The sequence below is a fragment of the Leptothoe spongobia TAU-MAC 1115 genome (assembly GCF_018739885.1).
Taxonomy (GTDB): domain Bacteria; phylum Cyanobacteriota; class Cyanobacteriia; order Phormidesmidales; family Phormidesmidaceae; genus Leptothoe; species Leptothoe spongobia.
Window position 1 is genome coordinate 1 of the sequence record NZ_JADOES010000047.1, and the last position, 24,363, is coordinate 24,363.

General features: G+C 48.5%; 21 protein-coding genes. 6 read left to right on the forward strand and 15 right to left on the reverse strand.

Features of this window, described 5'->3' with window-relative positions; translation table 11 throughout:
- The 3 genes from IXB50_RS18660 to IXB50_RS18670 all read right to left on the reverse strand — a co-directional run.
- On the reverse strand, positions 1–1,481 hold a 1,481-nt coding region (locus IXB50_RS18660), incomplete at its 3' end, for a hypothetical protein (protein ID WP_215610508.1).
- Positions 1,482–1,537: 56 nt separating this feature from the next.
- On the reverse strand, positions 1,538–3,076 hold the full coding sequence (locus IXB50_RS18665; RefSeq protein ID WP_215610509.1) for an OmpA family protein: 1,539 nt from the start codon (positions 3,074–3,076) through the stop codon (positions 1,538–1,540).
- A gap of 154 nt (positions 3,077–3,230) precedes the next feature.
- Positions 3,231–3,965, reverse strand: a complete 735-nt coding sequence (locus IXB50_RS18670; protein WP_215610510.1) for a PspA/IM30 family protein — start codon at positions 3,963–3,965, stop codon at positions 3,231–3,233.
- Between the two features lie 421 nt (positions 3,966–4,386).
- Between IXB50_RS18670 and IXB50_RS18675 the strand changes: the two genes are divergently transcribed.
- Entirely contained in the window at positions 4,387–4,851 is a 465-nt protein-coding gene (locus IXB50_RS18675) for a DM13 domain-containing protein (protein ID WP_215610511.1), read from the forward strand.
- A gap of 61 nt (positions 4,852–4,912) precedes the next feature.
- On the opposite strand, the gene IXB50_RS18680 is transcribed toward IXB50_RS18675, so the two are convergent.
- From IXB50_RS18680 to IXB50_RS18705, 6 genes are all read right to left on the reverse strand, one after another.
- On the reverse strand, positions 4,913–5,710 hold the full coding sequence (locus IXB50_RS18680; protein WP_407658826.1) for a carbon dioxide-concentrating mechanism protein CcmK: 798 nt from the start codon (positions 5,708–5,710) through the stop codon (positions 4,913–4,915).
- A 239-nt stretch (positions 5,711–5,949) separates the two neighbouring features.
- Complete coding sequence (locus IXB50_RS18685) at positions 5,950–6,648, reverse strand: LbetaH domain-containing protein (protein ID WP_215610513.1); 699 nt, start codon at positions 6,646–6,648, stop codon at positions 5,950–5,952.
- A gap of 31 nt (positions 6,649–6,679) precedes the next feature.
- Positions 6,680–8,698 (reverse strand): ribulose bisphosphate carboxylase small subunit, encoded by a 2,019-nt coding sequence (locus tag IXB50_RS18690; RefSeq protein WP_215610514.1) that lies wholly within the window; start codon positions 8,696–8,698, stop codon positions 6,680–6,682.
- Between the two features lie 26 nt (positions 8,699–8,724).
- Positions 8,725–9,027, reverse strand: a complete 303-nt coding sequence (locus IXB50_RS18695; protein WP_215610515.1) for a EutN/CcmL family microcompartment protein — start codon at positions 9,025–9,027, stop codon at positions 8,725–8,727.
- Positions 9,028–9,030: 3 nt separating this feature from the next.
- A complete protein-coding gene (locus IXB50_RS18700; RefSeq protein WP_006518195.1) occupies positions 9,031–9,369 on the reverse strand; it encodes a carbon dioxide-concentrating mechanism protein CcmK in 339 nt (112 codons plus the stop codon).
- 69 nt (positions 9,370–9,438) lie between these two features.
- Positions 9,439–9,747: a carbon dioxide-concentrating mechanism protein CcmK gene (locus IXB50_RS18705; RefSeq protein ID WP_006518194.1), complete on the reverse strand. Its 309-nt coding sequence runs from the start codon at positions 9,745–9,747 to the stop codon at positions 9,439–9,441.
- A 696-nt stretch (positions 9,748–10,443) separates the two neighbouring features.
- Between IXB50_RS18705 and IXB50_RS18710 the strand changes: the two genes are divergently transcribed.
- Genes IXB50_RS18710 through IXB50_RS18720 form a run of 3 tightly spaced genes read left to right on the forward strand, consistent with a single transcriptional unit; the run spans position 10,444 to position 15,000 of the window.
- Positions 10,444–12,279, forward strand: a complete 1,836-nt coding sequence (locus tag IXB50_RS18710; protein ID WP_215610516.1) for an NAD(P)H-quinone oxidoreductase subunit F — start codon at positions 10,444–10,446, stop codon at positions 12,277–12,279.
- Positions 12,280–12,289: 10 nt separating this feature from the next.
- Positions 12,290–13,864, forward strand: a complete 1,575-nt coding sequence (locus tag IXB50_RS18715; RefSeq protein ID WP_215610517.1) for an NADH-quinone oxidoreductase subunit M — start codon at positions 12,290–12,292, stop codon at positions 13,862–13,864.
- Complete coding sequence (locus IXB50_RS18720) at positions 13,861–15,000, forward strand: CO2 hydration protein (protein ID WP_215610518.1); 1,140 nt, start codon at positions 13,861–13,863, stop codon at positions 14,998–15,000. The genes IXB50_RS18715 and IXB50_RS18720 overlap by 4 nt, the downstream gene beginning before the upstream one ends.
- Positions 15,001–15,238: 238 nt before the next feature.
- Here IXB50_RS18720 and IXB50_RS18725 read toward each other — a convergent pair whose 3' ends face one another.
- Positions 15,239–15,829: a Maf family protein gene (locus IXB50_RS18725; RefSeq protein ID WP_215610519.1), complete on the reverse strand. Its 591-nt coding sequence runs from the start codon at positions 15,827–15,829 to the stop codon at positions 15,239–15,241.
- 3 nt (positions 15,830–15,832) lie between these two features.
- The gene (gene psbP / locus IXB50_RS18730) at positions 15,833–16,381 is read right to left on the reverse strand and encodes a photosystem II reaction center PsbP (protein ID WP_215610520.1); all 549 of its coding nucleotides are present in this window, start codon (positions 16,379–16,381) and stop codon (positions 15,833–15,835) included.
- Between the two features lie 203 nt (positions 16,382–16,584).
- Between psbP and IXB50_RS18735 the strand changes: the two genes are divergently transcribed.
- The gene (locus tag IXB50_RS18735) at positions 16,585–16,986 is read left to right on the forward strand and encodes a 4a-hydroxytetrahydrobiopterin dehydratase (protein WP_246564704.1); all 402 of its coding nucleotides are present in this window, start codon (positions 16,585–16,587) and stop codon (positions 16,984–16,986) included.
- A 47-nt stretch (positions 16,987–17,033) separates the two neighbouring features.
- Here the strand turns inward: IXB50_RS18735 and IXB50_RS18740 are convergent, their stop codons facing one another.
- The 3 genes from IXB50_RS18740 to IXB50_RS18750 all read right to left on the reverse strand — a co-directional run bounded on the left by IXB50_RS18740 (position 17,034) and on the right by IXB50_RS18750 (position 20,950).
- Positions 17,034–18,539 carry a GTP-binding protein gene (locus IXB50_RS18740; protein ID WP_215610521.1) on the reverse strand — a complete coding sequence of 502 codons (1,506 nt, stop codon included), beginning with the start codon at positions 18,537–18,539 and terminating at the stop codon, positions 17,034–17,036.
- Positions 18,540–18,547: 8 nt separating this feature from the next.
- Entirely contained in the window at positions 18,548–19,927 is a 1,380-nt protein-coding gene (locus tag IXB50_RS18745) for a slr1306 family protein (protein WP_215610522.1), read from the reverse strand.
- Between the two features lie 150 nt (positions 19,928–20,077).
- Positions 20,078–20,950 (reverse strand): alpha/beta fold hydrolase, encoded by an 873-nt coding sequence (locus IXB50_RS18750; protein ID WP_215610523.1) that lies wholly within the window; start codon positions 20,948–20,950, stop codon positions 20,078–20,080.
- 95 nt (positions 20,951–21,045) lie between these two features.
- Between IXB50_RS18750 and IXB50_RS18755 the strand changes: the two genes are divergently transcribed.
- Complete coding sequence (locus IXB50_RS18755) at positions 21,046–21,873, forward strand: PRC-barrel domain-containing protein (RefSeq protein WP_215610524.1); 828 nt, start codon at positions 21,046–21,048, stop codon at positions 21,871–21,873.
- Between the two features lie 118 nt (positions 21,874–21,991).
- On the opposite strand, the gene IXB50_RS18760 is transcribed toward IXB50_RS18755, so the two are convergent.
- The gene (locus tag IXB50_RS18760; RefSeq protein ID WP_215610525.1) at positions 21,992–23,410 is read right to left on the reverse strand and encodes a tetratricopeptide repeat protein; all 1,419 of its coding nucleotides are present in this window, start codon (positions 23,408–23,410) and stop codon (positions 21,992–21,994) included.
- Positions 23,411–24,363 lie beyond the last annotated feature (953 nt).

Genomic DNA, 24,363 nt, shown 5'->3' on the forward strand with positions numbered 1-24,363 from the left:
GAAAAGGCCTGCCTCCACCGTCTCCTCCTCAACTCCAAGAAAGTATTGGTTAGGGGAGGAAGTGAATTTATACGCTCTAGGGAGGGTTGCTTGATTCCTTGGGCTTTCCAGCTGGCTAAAATCTCTTGTTCTAAAGGGGATGTCTCCAGGGCCGAAATGTTGATTTTCATCAGGGGGTTAATCACCCGAATAAACAGAAAATCGAGATCGATCAGGCTCAGGTCCAGCTTGACTGGTTTTGTTTTAAATACCGAAGAGCTGGGTAGTTCATTGGCGGCTTGGGGATGACACCAAACAAACTTAAATTCGGCCACATCCGCCATCATCTCTCCAATCAGGTGGGTGAAGACCAGACCCAATCGCTGTCTGACTTCTCCATGGAAAAAGGCATGGGCTTTGTCTTCGTCCAGGGTGACTTCATCCGCTATGGACGAGAATAGCTCACGACAGGTGACCGGCCCCTGGTCTGTATAGGCTGTTTCTCCCGCTCGTAACGGTTCATCGCAATGGCCCAAGATGGCATAGTCTGCCTCAAACTGGGTCATCATTAGCTGCCAATAATGCCCCCAAATGTCGTGGATCAAAAAGGTTTCGGCCTTATCCGTAGGCAAAATGCTTACAGAACTCGATAGGGCTGCAAGGATACTATCTACCGGTACCTGTAGTTGTTGGGCGATGGAGGTGGCCCAGGCAGCATCGATATACCTGGGTTTACAGGGGCCAAATGTGGGAAAGCGACGAAACTGATCAAAGCTAAAGGTTTGCATTGATGCAAACAGCTCAGTTAGTTGTTGCTGTTCAGTGCTAGGAATCTGTGCTGAGAGTTCGCTTTGGTTAGTCGATAGACAGAAGTAAATCTGTAGCGGCGTGAAGACAATGTCGATAACATTGGTCGGGACGGTAATGTCAAACAAATGCTTGAACAAAACAGCAGCCTGACTCCGGCTCAGCTGGGGGGTGGTGTTTTGCTCTTGGGTGATGTCCGCTAGACCGACGCTACGTAATACAGCTTGGATGATGGCGGCTTGAGCGGCAATGCGCTGATCAACCTGTTGAAGTGCTCTGGTTAACTCAGCTTGGTCCTGGTTAGAGAGTTGAAAATACTGACAGAGGGGTGCGATCGCATCTTGACTAGTAAGCACAGCAGGAATGTCATCTGGCAGTTGTTTGCTCAGGGTGGGAGAGGGCAAAGTCCCTTGCCACTGGTGCCCTGCCAACTGGTGATATTGCCTGGCTAGCAACGTGGCCCGCACAAATGCCCGACGAACGGTGATGGGAATCTCGTCCACGGGCTGTGTTTGATGGCTGATTTCATGTCGTCGCCACGCGGCTAATTCGGTGTGTAAGGTTTGCAACCGAGTCTGTTGCCGTTGGTAAAAGGTCTTGTTCTCTGCAGCACCGTCACCGCACAAACAGCGGGCAATGTCGAGTGCTTCTGTCAGCATTGCCTGATGAGTTTCAACCAGAGGTTCAAGGTGCATGGGATTTTGAAGTGTAAGTCAGGGGCACAAATGCCTGCTGTAAATAATCAAAATGTCTATTGATTAATACGAACCAACCGAATTTCTGTACGCTGATTCTGAGGATCGTTGGCAGCTACGCCCGCTAGAGGTTCGCTAAAACCTTTGCCCTCGGCCACAATATTGTGCGCAACGGCTTGACTCTTTAAATAGTTGACGACAGCTTCGGCCCGTTGCTGGCTCAGACTCTGGTTTAGAGCTGCAGCTCCAGTTTTGGAGGTATGGCCAATGACTCGAATGGCAACCGTCTCGGTATTGAATTCATTGATCTCAGCCGCGAGCTGGGCCAGGGTTTGCTGACCTTCGTTTGCGATCGCAGACGATCCTGAACCAAATTTAACCTCGCCTCGTACCTGTAAGTCCCCAATCGGCTGAGAACTTTGAATGACCTCTGGGGTGAGCGCTACTTGGTTTGGTGTAGAGGCAGCTTCTCCCGTCAGAAATTTAGCTAACTCTGGATCATCAGCCTGTACCAGCTGGATCAGGGACTCGGTATTAGCCACAGCTTCGGCAATAAAGAGATCGCTATACAATTCAGTCGCGATGGGCACTTGGGCCAGTTGTCCTGACAACACTAAAATGGCCGCTGTCGCATCAATCCGCTTATCCAGGATGCCATCTTCCATCCAGCGTCCTGCTTCCACCGACGTAAAGAAATCAATGCCATCGATGACTAAATCAGCCTGCGCGGCAGATAGATCCCCATCGGTTTGGATCAAGGTTTTTAGCTGACTATCGTTTCGAGTTGCCTGGTCCATCCGGCGGTAGTAGGCAGATAGAAACTCCGTTAGCTGCTCTTCTTCCTTACGGATCATGTCATCCGAGGCCACGATCACATCCAAAATGGCATTGGGAGCATCTTCACTGGAAAGTACAACTGTATGCCCCTGCTCTCGAGCCTGACTGACAAAGGGCTCCCACAGCACTGCAACAGCGATATTCTGGTTAGTATTTTGGAGTTCGTTCCAGGCTTCTGATGCTTCAGCTACCTTGAGCTGATTAAAATCAGACATGTTAAATCCGTCAAAGCGAATATCCAACACCTGGGCTAGAAACTCACTGGGGGTATCCGTTGCATAGGCTAAACTCAAGGGCTGTCCTTGGGCCACTAGCTGACTCAAATCATTCAGGGATTTGAGGTTTGGATACTTAGGGGTGTTGAGCACCACCGCATCGGCCCCCACGGTACGGTCAATCAGGCCAACGATTTTGCCATCTGGCTTGTGCTTCAGATACTGATCCAAGGTGGTGACGATTAGATCCGCACTCCCTTTTTCTAAGCGAGCGGCTCGTTCAGCCTGATCAAACTCATTGTCAAAACGTAGTGATAAACCCGCTTTTTCTAACTCGTCGTTCAGCTCGGGCGAGCGAAATGTGCTGTAGCCGCTAAAAGTATCCCCCAGAATGACTAGCTCATCTGTGTCGCTATTAATAGATATAGAAGGTCCTTTAGAAAACGAAAATAACGTGTCCTTTTGGCTCCAAAATCCTAAGGAGACCGCAATAACACCCAAAATATAAACAATTGGTGGGGGACCACCTGCACGACTTGACACCTAGACTGCCTCCTGTAATTTCCCATAAAGTTCCTACAGCATATGTTCTAGCAAGTCAGAACATTACGGAGATTGATTTATGGCCTTATGGTAATAAAACCCACGGTTAGAGTTTTCATAACCATGGTTATGATTTTGGCTTGAGTTTCAGCTACTAAGCATCTTCGGGGGACGATTGAGTCTGGTTTTTCAGGTTTTGTAGTCGTCGCGCCACTTCTTGCTGTTGACCAATGGGATCAAAATCGGTTCCAAGGTGCTCTGCGGAATTTACGGACAATTCCACATAGGCGCGCTTTTCTAGGTAACGCGTATGCACCGAATTTTTGGCGGCTTCAAACTGGGCGCGGGCCGATGCCATATCTTCCTCATTGTGGGTTTCGGCAATGGCTTCTAGGGCGTCATTGACCTCGGTTAGATTTTTTAGGGCGCGCAGGTCGCTTTTATAGCTGTTTAGTCTGGCTCGCTCCTGGCGTAGTTTTGCGAGGGACGCATTGGCGAGTTTTTCTGCTTGTTCGACCTGAACTTCGATCTTGGGTAGAAGCTCCTCCAGGTGCATGGCAGAGGCGATAGCGGCTTCGGCGTCCGTTTGACGTCCTTCTTTTTCGGCGGCGAGGGCCGATTGTTCAGCCCGTTTTAGGGCTCCTACCTTATATAGGTAGATCTTTTTTTCTCGTTGGAAGGTGGCGTACTGTTGGTTAGTGGCTTCGGCGAGCTGACTGACGGATTGCTGCATTTTTTTGAGGGAGGCTTCGGCAGTTGCGATCGCATCCTCATCTTCATCCCGTTCTGGCTCTGACACGTCCTTAGAAATGCCCCACAGCCAATTCCATAGGGCCAGGGTAGCCTTCCCTCCACGCTCCCCCATCAACCAATAAACGGCCTTTTTCATATGTTGCAACCGTGAAAACAGTGATCGACGTAGCAGTTGACTTAGTTATACGAAATCCGAATACAGTAACCCCGATTCAAAATGGATGATTTCGTAGGGGTTGTGCCTTGTGCCAACCCTTCGATACTGGACGCACTCAGCCAGGATTTCGTATTATTCGAGCCTTTTGCTATCCCATCGGAGTATGCCCCAGGCATTTCTCCTATCCTAATCAATGGGATAACTGCTACAAGTATTACTTCAAACAATTCACAGATAATTCCTAATTGATTCACTGTGATCGCGATCATCCATGACACTCAGATTTTTTCAGACAGTGCTTACTAATCCCTTATAAACCCATCAACTAGCATTCAGGCATCCCCTCGATAGTAGTAATCAAGCCGCTCACAGGGCTAATATTTAACCGGAGAATGAACCCATGAAAAATCTACTTTCCACTGGTCTATCTGCTCTAATGCTGACAGCTGTCCTCGTTCCTGCAGCTCAAACTGTTAGCATCGGCGATGCCCTGGCCGCTAAACCTAGCATTACCCAAACGGCCACAGCCAAAACGCTGCTCACCTCTGGTCAGTTTGTCACCGTTGATCAGGGTCATCCCACTACCGGCACCGCCCGTATCGTCGAAAAAGATGGTCAACGTAGGCTTGAATTTGATGGCGCTTTTGATACGGCCCGTGGTCCTGCTGTTCAGGTTTTACTCTACAAAGGTGATTCTGTCCCCGTTAGCCTGGCTGAAGGCGATTATCTCTATGTTGGTGATCTAAAAAGTTTCGAAGGTTCTCAGGGCTACGTTTTACCTGCTGATCTGAACCTTGCTGATTATGGTTCAGTTGCCATCTGGTGTGCAGAATTTAACGTCACCTTTGGCTACGCTGACCTTTAAGGCCTTGATTGTTGTACGGGCACTCATAGGAGTGCCCTGTAAGAATTATCTTGTCTAGAAATTACTCAAACTCAGGTAAATCTAATGGCTTTTGAGGTTGTACGTCTATCGTAGGCGGCTGAGCCTGCATTAATTCCGGCTCCGGTAAGTCCAACTGCTTTTGTTTTTGGACTTCTACCACAGGAGCCTCGGCTGGAACCAATTCCTTCTGGCGCTCTTCCAGTTTCAGCGGTAGCTTAACTTTCTGCGGTTTCTTAGCTTGCTTGACCTTCGGTAAGCTGCGTTCCAGATCATTGAGCGGTCGAGGAATCACCATCACGGCACTCAGCTCACCGATGCGCTCAGCTTCATGCATACCTGCTTCGACAGCAATGGCCACATTCGACAGCGACCCACGAATCAAAATCGTACACAGGCCTTCCCCAATCGTTTCGTGGGAAATAAGTTCTACCTCAGCCGATTTAGTCATGGCATCTGCTGCCCCCACCATGGCTGGAAAACCACGGGTCTCCAGCAACCCAATGGCACCGCTGCTCATGTGAGTTTCTCCTACCCCATCCAGCTCACTCATACGCGGCAAGATTGGCAAGACCTTTTCCATATCCGCCATGGGTCGAGGAATCAGTGACGAAGATACCAATTGACCAAACTGCTTAGCGGTTTCTACTCCCGCATGGACTGCCATGCGCACATCGGCAACTCCACCTCGAACAATGGCACTACACTGACCACCGCCAGTTTTTTCGTAGCCCACCAGATATACGTTTGACGATTTCATCATGGCGTCAGCGACACCGATAATGGCCGGAAAGCTGGTGGTGGACACTATCCCCAAGGCTGAGTTCTGAACCCAGCTCATTAATGACCTGGCTTTATCCGTGGAACTAGCTAGAGCAGAAGAGTCTACTGGCATCGTGAGTCTCAAGTAGCGTTAATGAGCCCTTGGGTGTTTAAAGGTCTATTCAACACTGTACGGCGAAAGTTTCAAGAAAGGCTTCTAAAAGCGATGTTACTTATTACTTACGGTTAATTTGAGAAATCTCTACCAAGGAAGTTATTTCTCTCAGTTAGATAGAAAAATATTATGTATCCCCTATTCTAAGAGTCTTTCTCAGATTGGCCACTTGTATTGCCATTATTCAACGGCTGTCTATGGGGAAAAAGTGCTGACAATAAACTATTTAGATGATCGCGACCATAAACGGAATTGTTAGGCGCTGTCATCCCTGAGGTATTTTCCGTCGATGGTGCTGATGTTGTTGTGGGTTCAACGTCAGGTACATTGACGGCCTTAGGGGATACTGATTGCGGTTGCACCGTTGGCGAGGTTCTCGGTGGCATCGGCATCGATGGCACTGGATCACTCTTAGTCTGGAAATTCGGTGTTTGGAAAGTAGACCCTGAAGCTTGGTAAGCTGCGGATTGAGGCACCGTTGTCTTGGATGGACTTGCTTGTGACTCTATGAGTGAGCAGGAAGGGATGATGGTATTGGGTGCGATCGCAGGGTTGATCAATGTGCTAGATGGTCCCACACAAGCATCCTTGCCAACATGACCATGCCCAACAATCAACACCCCAGTCCCTAAACTTGCCCCAGCCTCAATATACAAACAGCCTTGCTTCGCCTGAATGACCACGCCTGCACCGACACAGACGCCAGGCCCAATCCGAATCGAACCATGGGGTGCAGCTCTAAACACCACACCTGGGGCTACAGCTGCTGACGCATCAACAACCACGTCGCCACCGCGATAGTAATGGGTATGGCTCACAAAATGTAGAGGCGAGGGTTCCATCGCGGCGGTGCTAGGGCTAGACAAAATTAGACTACGGACGCTGGATGGTGGTTTCTAGTACGCGACATTTAGCACGGGGGTCAACACCCACCAAGCGAACATAGTGCCCAGAGTATTCAGCCAGTTGAGCTTTCAGCGCAGCAATTACCTCAGAAGGACGGTTTCCATTAATTGGATTCCCTGTCTGCCAAGCACCGCTACTATAACGACGCTTGTCGGCATACTCCGTGCTCACACGATAGCCCTGGTTTACCAACTGTGTAACCTGCTGAGCCACATCAGCACTTACTGAAGCACTATTTCCGTTATTGTGAGCAGCTTGACGACCACCGCCACCATAGGATGCAGACTGCTGGGAACCGGAAGCTGCAGGTGCGCTGACGGCTTGTCCTGGCTTTTGAATCGTGATGGCTCGACCCCGTTGCTTGACTCGAGGATCAATGGCAAAGATGCGTACATAATCATTGGCATGGGCTGCTAAGACCTGCTGAATAGCAGCAACCGCCGAAGATTCACTGGAGGCCGATATGGCAGGCGCTGTTTGCCAAATACCACTGCGGTAGCGACGCTTATCGGCATACTCAATACCAATCTTTTGTCCCTGCGCCAAAATAGAACGAATCTGAGGTACTAGTTCATTGCTCGTAGTAGGGGCTGCACCATTCTGACCAGCTGCTGGAGCTGCACTAGTGCCACCCGTTCCAGTTTGTAGCCCCACCGGCTTACCATCACCGCGCTGAATAGTGACTGGGGCGATACGACACTTAGCCACCGGATCAATGCCAAACATGCGCACATATTCACCAGAATGCTCTGACAAACAAGCCTGCAGAGCATCCATGGCCTCAGACTCACGGGCAGCCTGGATGGGCGTGCAAGTTTGCCAAACACCACTACGATAGCGGCGACGATCAGCATGCTCTGTACCAATCTTGAACCCTTGGCGAATCCAGGCCCGAACCTGACCCGCGATATCACCCGCTATACTGCCACCACCGTTGCCCGTAGGCACAGTTGCTTGAGACGACGCAACTGCACTCTTATTAGCTTCAACCGGCTTTCCATCAGGGCGCTGTACAGTCATCATGCCAATACGACGCTTCCCTACGGGGTCAATGCCAAAAATTCGCACATAGCTATTTGAGTTCTCTGCCATACAGCGCTCTAGGGATGACAACACATCACCTTCACGAGTCGACTGTACAGTAGGACAACTCTGCCACACACCGCTGCGGTAGCGACGCTTGTCCGCATGCTCTGCGCCAACTTTGTAGCCCTGAGAGATAAACTGACGAACCTGTTGAACAATTTCGGGTGCTAGTGCTTGCATAGTATCTATACCAACGTTATCGGTGGCGTATTGGGTGTGTGGGCTGCTCGCCGAGTGGCGAGCGGATTGGACAGGAACAGCATTGGCTGCACCATCGGGGTATTGGGGATATCCCCTTAACGCTTGGGTCGCATTGCCCACACGAGAATCGCGGGCACGCTCCCGAATATGGGGCTCAACAATATCTCGGACAAGGGCTAAGTCCGCTTCGGTAACTTTGGGCAAAGCATCTGCCTGGGCCTGGGTGGTAATCACAGAGCCAGATGGCACACATCGACCTGGGGGAACCTCCACGTCCTGAATCAGGGCATGCATCATGACAATTACACCAGCACCCAAACGCGCATTGAAAATGGTTGATCTAAAACCAACAAAGCTACCCTCACCTAAATAGGCAGGACCATGAATCAACGCCTTGTGCGTGAGCGTGACATTAGGTGATAGCCAGACAGCATAAGACTGGCCATTATCTCCCTGAACACAACCGCTGCTAAGACCGTGTATGACAACACCATCTTGAATATCACAGTGGCTACTGATGTAAAAGGGCAATCCCTCATCTGCCCGGATTGAGGTGCCAGGAGCGATCGATACGTCGCCTCCGACATAAACACTGCCCACGACCTGAGAAAAAGAATGGACGAAGGCAGTCGGCTCAATTACTGGCTTGGCCAGTGATTGATATTGGGCAGGGGATGCCGCCATGGCTTGTTTAACCATTGGCCCATATCCTCCCAAGAAAGCTATTAACTAAAATCCTCACGCTTGTCGTAGAGCGAGCCAGAATCCAAACTAACAGTGTCAACAATGGCCACAATCGCAGCATCTACTGGCCTGCTCTCATACCCACTATGCTGACGGGCAGCACTGCCGCAGGTAACCAGAACCCATTCACCGGGACCGGCACCCACAACATCAGCTGCTACCTCATAGTCAGGAAGTAAATCGCCATCCTCACTAACAAATTGAATCAGCAAGAACTTGACGCCTGTTAAACTTGGCTCCTTGCAGGTGCTAACAACCGTGCCACGAACCTTACCTAGGCGCATCCCTTATCTACCGTAGGGGCGGATACCACTTACGCTTTCACGGAACTGCTCAACAGCTTCGGTGTAGCGAATAGGGAGTACAAACTCCAAGTTCTCATGGGGACGAGCAATGATGTGAGTGGACAGAGTCTGACCACCATTCACACGCTTAACATTCTCAACGCCAGCAGCAACTGATGCCTGTACTTCAGACACGTCACCACGAACGATAACAGTCACACGACCACTACCGATTTTCTCGTAACCAACTAAGGTTACGCGGGCGGCTTTGACCATGGCGTCAGCCGCTTCTACTACCGCTGGAAAGCCCAGGGTTTCAACCATTCCTACTGCGATTGCCATCGATTTTTACCTTGGTATGCTGACTATTTAAACTGGGTTAAGTGAAATCAAAACCTAGGCCCTAACCCGCTAGGTCCTAAACTGTTCGACTGCTTCGGTGTAGCGAATAGGCAGCACGAACTCCAGGTTCTCGTGAGGACGGGCAATGATGTGAGTGGATAAAACTTCGCCACCATTCACACGCTTAGCAGACTCAATTCCAGCAGCAACTGACGCCTGAACCTCAGATACGTCGCCACGAACAATAACGGTCACACGACCACTACCGATCTTCTCGTAGCCAACTAGGGTTACACGCGCGGCCTTTACCATCGCGTCAGCAGCTTCTACAACAGCGGGAAAACCGCGTGTCTCAATCATTCCTACGGCAATCGGCATTGTCGTAAATCTCCTAGATAAACAGCTTTAGTTCAAGCACCTATGCCTCGGCGGATGAGGTTAAGAATTCTTTCAGAATTACTTCACATACCGAGACTTACCTTGCAAACCATTAGTCTGCAATAACTCCATGACTACAATTCAGAATACGAGCGGGTCAGCAGTTTGACAATATAAGTTTCAATGATTGTTTCTAATGTTAAGCATTATCAATACTGATGACTATTTACTGCGAAAGGTAAAGGATTTGAGTTTTAGTCGTAGATTGATTGCCTCGTATGCCTTGTTGCTCTTGGATTGTTAGATCAATTGAAGTCGAATCTGCTTTTTGAATTGGCAGGTCTATTTGCTTGTAGCGGCGACGTGATAAGCATTCATCCTTTGGAAAGTGAGGATTACTGATGAATAGAGAGAAGCTCTCGCCAAGGGGTGTTCATCAGGTACCATAAATAAATGTATGTGATCTTAAAATTAGCCATAGATATTTATCTGGGCTAGCTGATTGCAACAGATGTGTTTTTGATCGTCTAACGTGTTTGTTTTTTGTGACTATCCGCACGTTTTGAGGTTGAGCACAGTCTGTATGCATCTGTGTCAGCACTCTAGATATAAGTCTGGTGTTCTGTTTGAGGCGGGTGTTGAGTGGCTTAATGCCTCGTTAGGGTGTTTATAGTTGCCGGTGGGCTCTTTGATGGCATGATGCAGTCTCTGATTCAGTTGAGTTGGCTTATCCCGATTTACGGGTTTTTGGGGGTACTTCTTTCCTTACCCTGGTCTACAGGGATGGTGCAGCGTACCGGGCCTAGGCCAGCGGTCTATATCAACCTGTTTATGACCGCGATCGCATTCATCCATGGCACGTTTGTGTTTATGGGTATTTGGAATGTGGGCGGAATAGAGCTTCAGGTTCCTTGGCTTCAAGTGGCCGATTTGAGCCTGAGCTTTGATTTAGATTTGTCGGTGCTTAACCTAGGTGTCATGGAGCTTTCCACCGGGTTGACGCTGTTGGCCCAAATTTATGGTTTGGGGTATATGGAAAAAGAATGGGCCTTGGCTCGGTTCTTTTCGCTTATGGGCTTTTTCGAGGGGGCGGTAAACGGTGTTTTACTGAGTAGCTCTTTCTTCTTGGCCTACTTCCTGCTGGAGACGCTCACCCTGTCCACCTATTTGATTGTAGGCTTTTGGTATGCTCAGCCTCTGGTGGTCAAAGCAGCAAGAGATGCCTTTTTGACCAAGCGTGTCGGGGACATTTTGTTGCTGATGGGGGTACTGGGCCTATCGAGTTGGGCCGGTGACCTCCATTACAACGAGATGTACGAGTGGGTAAAGCATGCAGATTTACAGCCGTTGGCGGCCACATTACTTGGGTTGGCGTTGATTGCAGGTCCGACCGGTAAATGTGCCCAGTTTCCACTGCACTTGTGGCTAGACGAGGCGATGGAGGGTCCAAGTCCAGCTTCAATTCTGCGAAACTCAGTGGTGGTGACCTGTGGAGCTTATGTGCTAATCAAGCTGCAGCCTGTGGTTGTAGTATCTCCAGTTGCACTGACTGCCTTGATTGCGATTGGCACAACAACGGCTGTGGGAGCGTCTCTAGTTGCGATCGCACAAGTTGACCTAAAACGTGCCCTCTCTTACTCCACCAGTGCCTATATCGGCCTAGTCTTTATTGCTGTAGGAGCCGAGTGGCCAGGTGTGGCCATTGGTCTGTTATTCACCCATGCTGTTGCCAAAGCTCTGATGTTCATGAGCACTGGCGCGATTATTAATAACACTAGCTGCCAGAACATGACAGAGTTGGGAGGTATATGGTCTCGGATGCCAGCAACCACCATTGCTTTTGTTGTGGGTGGAGCTGGCATGGTTGGCGTTCTCCCATTGGGAGGATTCTGGTCTCTGCAGCTTGGGGTGGACTTTTTGCGACGGGAACATCCGGTACTAGCCGGGATCTTTTTGCTGGTCAACGCGCTAACTGTATTTAACTTAGTGCGCGTATTCCGACTAGTGTTTTTGGGTAAACCAACTCCCAAAACCCGTCGTTCGCCAGAAGCGAACTGGCTCATGTCAACACCGATGATTGCCCTAAGTATCTTTGTCGTGCTGTTGCCATTTTGCCTGATGCACATGTCTCTACTGCCGCCACTACGTTACTGGCACCCTTGGGTTTTTGGTGCCTTGATTGCGTCAGGGGTATTGGGTTTAGTTTTGGGCTGTACCGCTACGTTGAGTCGTTCTTTGTTGCGTTCTACCCAGCGATCTATGCGGGTGATGCAAGATTTGTTGGCCAACGATTTCTACACCGAGGAACTGTATCGAGTCACTGTGGTGTTTGTTGTTCGTCAATTTTCACGCATCGTCAGTTGGTTTGACCGCTATGTGGTGGACGGCGCTGTCAACCTGGTGGGAATGGTTTCGTTAATGAGTGGTGAAGGTCTGAAATATAGTATTTCTGGCCAGTCCCAGGGCTATATCTTCACCATTGTGGTGGGCGTAAGTCTGTTGGGATTTTTGATGACATGGGCAATGTGGTGAGGGAAAACGAATGCTAAGTGCGTTGTTATTGATTCCATTGCTGGGGGCTCTAGTTGTTGGCTGTTGGCCCAATAAACTCGCCAGTGAGCGAGCTAAAGGCATTAGTATTGCTTTTTTGGGCGTTAATTTAATTGTCAGCCTATATCTGTTGACCCAGTTTGATCTGTCTATTACTGGATTGCAATTTATTGAGTCAATGCCCTGGCTGGAAGAGTTGGGCCTGGGATATGAACTGGGCATTGATGGCCTGTCTCTACCATTACTCATCATTAATAGCCTGTTATCCCTTGTTGCGGTCTATGCCAGTGATAACGATATGCGTCGGCCCAGGCTATATTACTCCCTATTGCTGATTATCACCTTTGCCGTTGCTGGTGCGTTTGTTGCCCAAAACTTACTGCTCTTCTTTATTTTCTATGAGCTAGAGCTGATTCCCCTTTATCTCTTAATTGCTATTTGGGGTGGTCCTAAACGAGGGTATGCAGCTACTAAGTTTCTAATTTATACAGCCCTATCTGGCATTTTGATTTTGGCCTCCTTTTTGGGACTGGTGTGGCTCAGTGGGTCTTCCAGTTTTGATTACAGTGCGACCATGGCCCAGGGTTTGCCCTGGATTCAGCAGGCAGTTTTGTTAGCCGCTCTGTTAATCGGCTTTGGTATCAAAATTCCTCTCTTTCCACTTCACACCTGGTTGCCTGATGCTCACGTACAGGCATCCACGCCGATTTCGGTACTGCTGGCAGGTGTACTACTCAAGCTAGGAACTTACGGTCTTTTCCGCTTTGGCGTTTGTACCTTCTCAGAGGTGTGGGTCGATCTAGCACCCTATTTAGCCTGGTGGGCTGTAATCAGTGTCCTCTATGGTTCCTTAGCAGCCATTGCCCAAACTGATATGAAAAAAATGGTGGCCTATAGTTCGGTTGGCCACATGGGGTATGTGTTGCTGGCAGCTGCCGCCTCTAACCCCCTCAGCTTTGTCGGAACTGTTTTTCAGATGGTGAGCCACGGGTTTATCTCAGCACTGCTGTTTTTAGTGGTCGGAGTAGTCTACAAAAAGACAGGTACTCGTGATTTGACGGTACTGCGAGGATTGCTGAATCCCGAACGAGGCTTACCGTTAATTGGTAGTGCCATGGTGCTGGCAGTAATGGCCAGTGCCGGTATTCCTGGCATGGTGGGCTTTATTTCTGAATTCATTGTCTATCGCGGCAGCTTTGTTAGCTTTGCCCCTCAAACTTTGCTCTGTTTACTGGGGTCTGGCTTGACGGCAGTTTACTTCTTACTGTTGGTGAACCGCGCTTTCTTTGGCCGGTTAGCAACAACTGAAAAACAAACAGTGGAACAGGATCCTGTTTTACCGGTTGTGACTTGGCAGGAGCGGCTGCCAGCTTTCGCATTAGTCAGTTTGTTGTTTGTATTTGGCCTCAGCCCTAGTTGGATGACCCGCTGGATTGAGCCAACAACAACGGCCATGTATAACGCGATGCCGGCCAAGCTAGAGGTGTCTTCTTACCAGATATCTGTACCGCTTGCCGATGCTTCCACAGATGTAGCTAAGTGTTCGGATGGAGACTGTGCTTTATGATCCATACTACGCCTTCTAAACGAAAAGATATTCATCCGTTTGCCCACTATGCTGACCGTTTGCTCGCCGGTGGCACCCTACTGCCCGATACCCCTGACAATGTGGTCGAGGTAATGGGGGCTCTAGACAGCTACGGTATTGTTTTGGATTTTTATTCAATTAACCTGATTCACATTGCCGATCATCAGTTTTTGAATCTGTTTCCCGTTTTTAAATACCTTGATGGTGAGATTAATCCGGCTAAGATGTGGCGACATTTTTGCCATGATCGGATTAACTATGAATATGCCGAGTACACCATGAAAGCCATGATGTGGCACGGTGGCGGCGGTTTAGATGCCTATCTGGATACGGATGAGTTTCGGGCAAATTGTCAGACTGCGATCGCAGCCAAGATCAAGTTCAACCCCGTGCTACAGGTCTTCCATCGCGCCTTTCCTGAATTCTTGATCGAACAAATTCGTCAGCTTTCTTACTACAGCGGTTTAGGTCAGTTCTGGCGAGTGATGAGCGATATCTTCACCTCGTTGGCCGCTCGCTATCGCAACGGGGAAATCAAACATATCCCCCAGATTGTCGAGCACGTTAAGGATGGTCTGGTGGCAGATGCTGCCCGTCCTATCACCTACAGCGTTGAAATTGGTGGCAAGACCTACGATCTTTTGCCTGATTCAGCGGGACTGACATTCTTGCCCGATACAGCCATTCCCTATGTGGAGTCCATTTTCTTCCGTGGGGCTCCTTTTTTGGGAACAGTGTCTTACAACGCTCAGGCCCAACAAATTTCTCCGGACCAAAGCCGGTTCGCCTACGGTGCATTGTATGCGGATCCGCTGCCCATTGGTGGTAGCGGGATCCCACCTACGCTGTTGATGCAGGATATGTTCCGTCACATGCCTGACTATCTTGAGGAGCATTATCTCAAGACCGTACGCGGTCTGGGGGACGTGCGGGTGAAGATTTGTGCTAGCTTTCAGCGGTCCATGTTCTGTGTGACCAATGCGGCTTTGGTCGGTCTTTTGCCCAAGGGAGCCGGTGCTACTGACCCTGAAGATATAGAGGCAAATCGCGAGTTTTTGCTGGGTTGGATGGATCGGTTGGCCTCTTCCCAATTGGAGGCCGTCCAAACCCCTTAAAAATATATCAACCATGCAAAATAGGGCACGCAATGCATTTTAGCGGCAGGCATACTCCTACCCCAGTTTGGCATTGTCCTCAGTCCCGGCTTTGCCGGTGGATTTATGGTATCTAGTTCCATCGGCGTAGTGTTAAACTCGCTGTTGCTGCGCTGGCAGTTAAGGGAACGAACTTAATTTCAAATATTGAACTTTTGTTGGCAAGGATTTTCTAGAGTGCTCCCTGAGCGCCAGATGTCTACCAAAAGTCCGTTACCCGATAGCCCAGCTCACCTAGCATTTGTCGTAACATCGGCATGCTTAGACCAATCACATTCGTATGGCAGCCCTCTAGCCTTTCGATGAAGGCGCTGCCCCTACCATCGATGGTAAAGGCCCCAGCACAGTTCATTGGTTCACCTGTAGCTACATAGTCTTCAATTTCACGATCGCTAACCCAGCCAAAATGCACCCGAGTCACCTGACATCGAGTCAGGGTCTTAGTCGCTTTGGGGGATATTAACGTATGCCCCGTCACTAGCTCACCCACCTTGCCGCGCATTTGCCACCAGCGTTTGATCGCAGCCTCTGGCGTTTCCGGTTTACCGTATATGATGCCGTCAAAGGCTAAGACCGAATCACACCCCAAGACAACCGCATTAGGAAATAACGGAGCAACAGCCTCCGCTTTCCCTAGAGAAAGGGCTTTGACTAACGCTTCTGGATCGCTGAGGGTAATTTGGTCTTCGTCAAATTTACTAGGTGAGACAAACGGCTGTATGCCTGCATTTAGCAATAGCTGCCGTCTTGCTGGAGAAGCAGAGGCTAATACAAACTGAGGAGCGGGCATTGTTTAATAAACCGAGAAGGATGCGACTGCCTGAGTGAGGGAATTCTTCAAACGCTTCCAGCGAGCTTCAGGTACCGATGCGTTGAAGGTAAATAGCTGACCACGACGAACAATTGCACTAGCTAAGTTATGGCGTTGTCCGTTAGGTGTTGTTGTCAGATATTCCAAGATGTAATAGGTTTTGCCTTCAGGGGTGTCTACATTTTGAGCGCTGAGGAGTTCTACGTTGCGATCTCTACCTGCCACCGTTGTAATGTTTTGGGATAGCTTATAGCCCACTTCGGAGGGGCCACCCAGTTCTTCCAAGGTTTTCCCATCGGCTACAGGACTCACAACTACACTTACATTTTCAGTTGTGTTGATGATGTCGTGGAAAACGACGTCTGGTCCTTCAGCTACTTTAACTTCAACCCAACCCGTTGGATAGTTGAACTGATAGCCTTGATAGCTATTGACATAGTTCAGCAAACTCACAGGAGCAGAGCCGCTACAAGCCTCTAAGCCAAACATCGTGACAAACACTATTATCAAAGCAACTAATCGCTTTAGCATTGGGAATACCCGTTAAGTAATGTGAAATAGATTGACAATACCCATTGTCGCATCTTCTGTAAAGTCTTTGTAGGGTGAGCACTGTCCACCGTCTTCTATGTCATCTATTGGTGTTTAGTTGGGCTCGTCAGTTACGCCACTATAGGGAAAATCGCTAAGTAATTCGCAGATATCTACCGTCCCAATTATTTGAGTTAAGACTCATGAATTATGTGCTTAATCTAATGCTAATTGCTAGTCTAGTTCCTCAGTATTTAGTAGGTGTTTCTCCCAAAATAGTTCAAGTCGATGGAGCAAAGGACACAGTCAGCTTGAAAGGAGCACCTGCTCGTTTAAGTTCACTAGAGATTAGACTCCGCATGCGGAATTTGCCCGATTGGACAACCGACGGAGAGAGTCTGTTTTACACGCGCACATTTGAAGGTTTTGTTGAGGCAGTCAGTTTTGTTAACAGTTTGGTGGAACCTGCTGAGCAACTAGGTCATCATCCTGACATTAAAATCAACTACAATCAAGTTTCTCTGCAGCTGACCACCCATGACGCTCTAGGGATTACAGAGCTTGACTTTCAGCTGGCTTCAAAAATCTCCCAGCTGACACGTTAACAATTTTTTAAAACATTAGGATGAAAGCTGTCGATCTTTCTAGATGTCTATTGGTTTTGTTGTTTATATTGTTCTTCTACAGATTGTCGTACTTCTTGTTGCAGTCGCGCAAGGGTAGGATTTGTTTTAGCGTCAGCTACGATAGTTCTCATGAGAGTTTTAATACCTTGAGGTCCCCAGGAACACCCTTGTTCGAGATACACGCGGGCTGCCTGACCGACAGCGTAAGTACCATAGCCGGCAGCAGCGGCCTGTGCTCCCATGGCTCCAGCGTAGGCGGTCAATCCAGCGGCACCATCTACCAGACTCCACAAAGCCGTCCCACTTTTGCCAATACCTAAGAGTAAACCACTCCCCAGTTCGCTGAGCAGCAGCGTACCTGAACTGCGGACAATGACTTGCCATAGTTTACTGGCTTCAAAACTGGTCATGGGAAAACCGTAGAGTTTGGCTAGGTTACGGATCATGACTAGGTCAGAGGCAACGCCACCCAGCAGGTCCAGCACTGCTACAGGATTTAGGGCGACAGCGGCCGATTTATATTTTGCAAACTGAAGGATAATATTGTCAGCAGCAGTGTGATTGAGTTGGGCCGTATCCTGGGCTAAATTTGTATCTATTTGGTTAGCCTGATGCAGGGTATTGAGAGCGACTAGCGTAGGTCCTTCTGTCTGAATTAGACCAATAAGGGTACTTTTGAGTGGATCAATATCCGGGGGTGGTGTTTCCCATTCCTTAGTGATACGACCATTAGGCCATTCGATCCTGACTTCTAGTGGCATGGGTTCTGCTGCCACGAGGATAACATCGTCCACAATCGGCACATCTGAGCATGGGGTAGTGCTTTCGTCTTGCTCGCTTTGCTCGTCGAGTAACAGTTGATTCTGGAGTCGTTGCAGATTGTCGTAAACGGCTTGGCGATCTGTCTCAGGGTACAGGTCTGTCTTGTTGAAAACCAACAACAATGGTTTACGTGTCTGGTAGAGAGTCTGCAGGGCGGTGTATTCGGTATTTGTGATATCTCCCGCCACCACAAATAGAATCAGGTCAGCTTGTTGAGCTACCTCCTGAGCCACCTGCCCCCGTTCAGCCCCTTCGATTTCATCCAACCCAGGAGTGTCAATCAGTTCGATTTTTAGAGGTGTTTCTTGTTCGGGAACGGTAGGTGTCCAGTAGATCGAACGAGGCCATTGGGTGACTCCGTTTAGGGGACCCGTTTCTAGAATTTTTTCCCCCACCAGGGCGTTGAGAACAGCCGATTTACCACGACTGACCAAACCAAAGACCGCTACCCTTAGCAGGGTGCTATTGAGTTTGTTAAGGAGAGCAGTCAGCTGGTCAATACCTGCTTTAACGGCAGCCTGACGCTTAAGTTCATCGGCATCTGAGCAGGTTAGCTCTAACTGAGGAATATAGCGATCGATGGTTTGCCTCAGGCTTTGACGGGCTTGATCTACTAGGGGGTGTTCAGGGGCACTCAATGTATTCTCTGAGGCTGTTCTCAGATGGGGCTGACTAGTAGTAACATCCTGAGCCAAGGTGGGGTCTATCATGGTTGGAGTTAGCTTGCCGCAGTATTAACCGTGGGCAAGTGAGGCAATGCCTGAGTGACAAAATCCTTGAGTGCTAAGCCCTGACGAGCCTCCTGGAATAGGGATTGTAGGCGATTACCTAATCCTTCAAAGTTCAGTTCAGTGGACTCTACTAGGCTTTGTTCTTCAAAGTAATCGATCAGCGTGAGACCGGCGAGACGGGTAAGGTAAGCGGCGCTGATACCCTGTAGTGCGCCCCCAGCCAAGTATGTGGTGACATGACCTTTGAGAATAGTCCCCAGAGCCTGGCTGGATAACTCGACAAGACCTAATTTGACCGTTAGCTCGGCAATAGTGCCTGCTGCAGTTTTAGCCTGATCCATAGAGAACTTTTGACCATAGATAGAGCCGAGGTCAAGTACTAGCTGACCATTGATAGCGGCAGTGGCTAGCAGGTCGACAGTGGCGATGGGACTGACAAAGGCCGTACCGGCAGCCATCCACTGCATTTGTTCGATGATGGGCATGGCCTTTTGACGACGATACCCATTGAGTTCCTCCGTGATCCGCTGTTGCAGGGCTTTGGTCTGCCGCAAAGTGGTGGCCATCACTAAAGATGTTGGTGCAGCTGCAAAGTTGTCGAGTTTTTGAGTGAGGGTGACTAGGTCAGCGTCAGGTTGCTTCAGAAATTCGGTGACTTCACCGTTTTCGGAATGGCGACGTACTTTGATCGGATTGGGGTTCGCTGCGATCGCAACCACTTCCACATTCCGTTCTACTAGTCGACTTTGGATTTTGTCCAAAACTACCGCTTTATCCATAGGGTTGTACTGATCTTGTTTATTCAGTACAACCAGCACCTGATAACCATTAGAAATCAGTGTTTCCAGTCGATTTAGTTCTGAGGCGGTCATATCGCCTGCAATCACGAACAGTACTAAATCAGCATCACCGATGTCATCCAATTGCTCAGTAAAGCTTAGTAATGGAGAGGCCGTGGCTTTTAGACAGTTCAGGAGTGTCGTTTTCCCGGTGGTTTTGTTGCCGGTAATTGTAATCGTAAGATTAGTGCGCTCCAGGCTGTCGAGGAGCAAGTCGCGCTCGGTACGGTAAATATCTGCTTGAGCGGCAGCGGCGCTGTCCTCAGTGAGGAGCAGGTCGATCAGATTTTCGGCATGCTCTAGCGCTTTGTCAATAGTGTCGCGTTTTACAGTAGCTTGTTGAGGGATAGTGGGGATGGCAATACGCTGACTTTGCTGTTGTAGCCACCATAGGCCAGAGCCTATTGCGATCGCACCCAGTATGAGCGATCCGTTTATAGGCATATGATGTACAACATCAAGTAGCCAAAGACTGGCACTTAAACCTAAACCACCGATCAGAATAGGACGCTTGATTGCAATATCCATAAGTCCCTATACCCACGAGTTTCTGCTACTACATTGTATAAAGCTAGAGTTGGTTAACTAGGTGGAAAACCCAACAGAATTAACACAAGTCTTAAATATCAGCCAATTGGCGGTCAGGTCAGTGCGATCGCGTCAATTGCTAACAACCCCTTACTTCATAAAGAAATTCACTAATGCCTGGTAAGTCTGCTCAGGTGCTTCTTCTGCCAGGAAATGCCCACAGGGAAGTGCGGTTCCTTCAACGGTATTGGCATAGTTTTGCCAAATACTAATTACATCGTAGTGTTTTTCGATAGCACCGTAGGCCCCCCAGAGCACTAGTAATGGACACTGTATTTTACTATTCAAATCTGCCTCATCATCGCTTAAATCAATGGTGGCAGCAGCTCGGTAATCTTCGCAGGTGGTGTGGATCGTTTCGGGCCGACGAAAACATCGCAGATATTCAGCCATGGCCTCTGGGGTAAATGCATTGGCATTGCTACTCCAGCGTTTTAGTTTAGTGGTGAGATACCAGTCCGGATCGTGACCAATCATCCGTTCAGGTAAGCAATCTGGCTGAATCAAGAAAAACCAATGCTCATAGATAGTAGCCATGGATTGATCGATGGTCTGAAAAATATGACGAGTAGGGACAATATCTAGCATTGCTGCCCGTGTTACCCGACTGGGGTGATCCAGCAATAGGCGATGCAGTACCCGTCCTCCTCGATCGTGACCAGCCACCATAAAAGTCTTGAAGCCCAGCGCTGTCATCACATCTACCTGATCTTGAGCAGCTGACCGTTTGGAGTAAGGACGATGTTCGCTATCGGTGGGAGGATGACCGCTATCGCCATAGCCCCGTAAATCGGTACAGACCACCGTAAAATGCTTCGCTAGTTGGGGGGCAATCCTATGCCACATGATATGGGTTTGAGGGTAACCGTGGAGGAGAAGCAACGGAGGTCCACTCCCCCCCATACGAATGTATATATGGGTAGATGAAGTCTGAATCATCCGTCCTTGAAAGTTCGGAAACATGGCTAGTAAAGGTCAAGATGAAAGCTTGGCATTATCCATCGGAACGAAAAGGGATTGGAGTGCTATAAATCAAGTACAGGCATTTTTATAGTTCTATGACTAATACGGTCCTGCGGCATAGCCTCCTCCTGGGATATTTAATGCTCGATTATGACACTACCGATGAGCTCGGACTGGTGGACAACCTACTGGTGGATCTTTCTCAAGGCCGAGTAGTTGGCATCGTCTGTCAAGGGTCAGCCTGGCAGCGACAACGTCCAACTTATAGTTGGGGACAGATTACCAATATTGGTGCTGACAGTATTGTGCTCCACGCCCAGGGTGCGGAGATATCTAATGCTGCAGCACAGCCCATGGTGAATTTAGAAGTCTGGACGGATACAGGCAATTGTGTTGGCCATATTGTGGATTATCGGTTTGAGCGTCAGGGCAATGTCGTGCAGTATTTGTTTGCTCGGCCAGATCAGCCAGGATTCTACGGGTTAGCCCCCGATGCGATCATCAGTGCTGGACGCAAGCGGATGATGGTCTCAGCTCAGGCAATTGAGCAGGCAGAATACCTTGCTGATGAGGTGATACCTGTAGACCAACAGGACTGGCAAACTACAGCACAAACCACAGCCCAGTCCCTGGCAGACCAAGTACAACAGCGAGCCCAGGGATGGTCAGACTATGCTCAAGAACGATGGCGGTCTGAGGAGTTGCATGAACAGCTACAGTCCACGACACAGCATTTGCAAGCTCGGACACAGGGGTTACGCTCACAGATCAATCAACAAGTTTCCAATGCCAAAAAACGCTTAAGACCTCTCAATAAAGCCTTGGAAAACACCCTGGAGAATACCCTGGACAAATTTGACAATCAGACAGATTCTTCTGCCATTGATTTAGATTCGTTTGAAGTATGGGAAGACAACGATTGAATGGATTGGCCAAGAGACGTTGGCGATGCATTCAATAAGCCTTCCGCCTATCTTCATAGTGATTTGGCATTACCTAAAAGGTTGATTTATATCCAGGATTAATAATATCGACACAGCTCTAGGATGCTTTGGTCGACTGTTGTTGATGAAGCGCCATGACTAAATCAATGTCACTACAGGCACCGCAGCAATCACCATGGTCAAATCGGATCAAACTACGGTTGATATAAGCATCTGGAAATTGGGGATGTAGTTCCAGAGCTCGGTTTACATCGGCCAATGCTCCTTCAATATCATTAAGGCGAAAGCGTAATACGCTCCGCTCATTGAGAGCATGAGGTGTATCTGGTTGTAGCTTCAAGGCTTGGTCAAAGTCTGCCATCGCCTCTTGGTAGTGGTGCAAGTCCACATGAATTCGACCACGTTGAGTGTAAGCGTTAGCTAAAGCAGGATTTAAAGCGATCGCTTGGTTAAGGTCTTGAAGCGCGCCATCTAAATCCCCCAGATGTTGCCGAATACTCCCTCGGTTACAAAAAGCGTCTGCATATTCTGGATTGAGTCTGATCGCTTCGCTAAAGTCAACGGCAGCCATCTCATAGTGGTGAATATAGAGATTGACCAGTCCTCGGTTGTGATAGACATATGCTTGATTGGGCGCAAAGCGCAGTGCCTCAGTATAGTCATTGAGAGCGCCATCACTGTCACCCAGAAAGGCCCGCGCATTACCTCGATTATTCAGTAATGCAAATTTGCCTGGAGCAGGGCAGTCTTGGAGCACATTTTGTAGCTGTTCCAAAGTGCGAGGATAAACCTCGGGCAAAGCTGGGTTGAGCTTCAAAGCGATGCAATAATCTCCCATGGCGTTTTCATAGTTGCCCAATTCAGCCTGCAATCTAGCGCGATTACTATAAGCGTCTGAAAATTCACTGTTAAGAGCGATGGCTTGATTAAAGTCCTGCAAAGATCGCTCATAATCAATTACATAAAAGTAAGCTAGTCCACGATAGTTATAGGTTTCAGGACAAGCAGGATTTAGAGCGATGGAACTGTTGAGATCATTGATCGCGAATTGAGACTCGCCATATTGCAACCAGGCAAATCCTCGCCAAAGATAGGCTCGGGGAAAATGTGGTTGTAGCTTCAGGGCATAGTCAAAGTCCCTTACAGCGCCTGAATAGTCTGCTAGTTCTAAGCGTAGGAGTCCGCGATTACAGTAGCCGCGTGTCGATAACGGAGCGAGCTGAATCCCCCGCTCAAAATCTTCTAATGCTGCATCCCGATGGCCTAGCCGACGATGTACATTTCCTCGGTTGAGATAAGCCGATGTGTAGTTAGGAGTAAGATGAATGGCCCAGCTAAAGTCTTCGATCGCCTGCCTATAGTTGCCCAAGGTGTAGTTAGCGCAACCCCGATTGTAATAAGCTTTAGCGTAGTTGGGTAAATACTCAATGACTGTATTGAAAAGTGATATCGCGCCTGTGCTGTCGCCGCGCCGCGCCAGGTCTACACCTTGATTCAACAGGTCTTTCGAAGTCATGCTGTTCCATATTCACCACAACCTAAGAGCTTCGACCCAGAGTCCAACCAGGAAACTCAAACGTACTCAGCAGTAGATACAGGTACATTCCCCAATAGTGTTTACCTAATCCGTATGTTCAGGCTTAGACACAGTGCATACAATAAAATGGTCTTAAGCCTAAGAACATTCACCAGCTTCATAAAGTCGGTATTGAAGACATTCACCTCACCGATATTCAGCAATGAAGCTAACATCTATAACCAAGTCAAACCCTCGTAGTATAAGCATCTTACAGTTTGACGTGATCTAAACGTCCTCTGTTCCAAGTTTATTAATAACCTCTATAACCTTTAGCCAGTTGCGATGGTCTCAGGTAGTAAATGAAGGATTCTTAAATCATTGACCTATTAACCAGTATTTATTTCACAAAAATTAGGGTCAAGGTCTTTCCTACCCTAGTTGATTGAGGCATTTACTACATCACATAAGTTGCCAGATAGAACCGCATCGGATGTGCCCAAAATAATAAATACTCAAATTTCATATTGCTGAGTGACACTTTATGGATATGCACTATTTGGGCGACTAGGTTAGCTGAACTAGCTAACCTAGCCATAAGTCAAATAGCTAAGTCCATTGTTTGATAGCACATAGCAGAATCTTCAGAATTATCAACGGGAAAATATGATTCATCGCCAGCACTTTTTTAAGTATTCTTTCGATTTTGGGGCCTGAATAAGGACCGGAAACTCTTTTGCCAGAATTCAGTCAATTAATATTCTACGTATCCCTATGAACTGCCAAAATATTTGAGGTTACGAAGTTTCTTATATTGCTAATAACTGTTTATTAGGCAGTGTCTATTGATAATTACATTCTTCTTGAAAGTGCCAATCTCTTTGATGGTCAACATCATATCTTTTCTTTGTAAACCCTTAACACACCTACGAAATTATGATTAACCTGAGGCT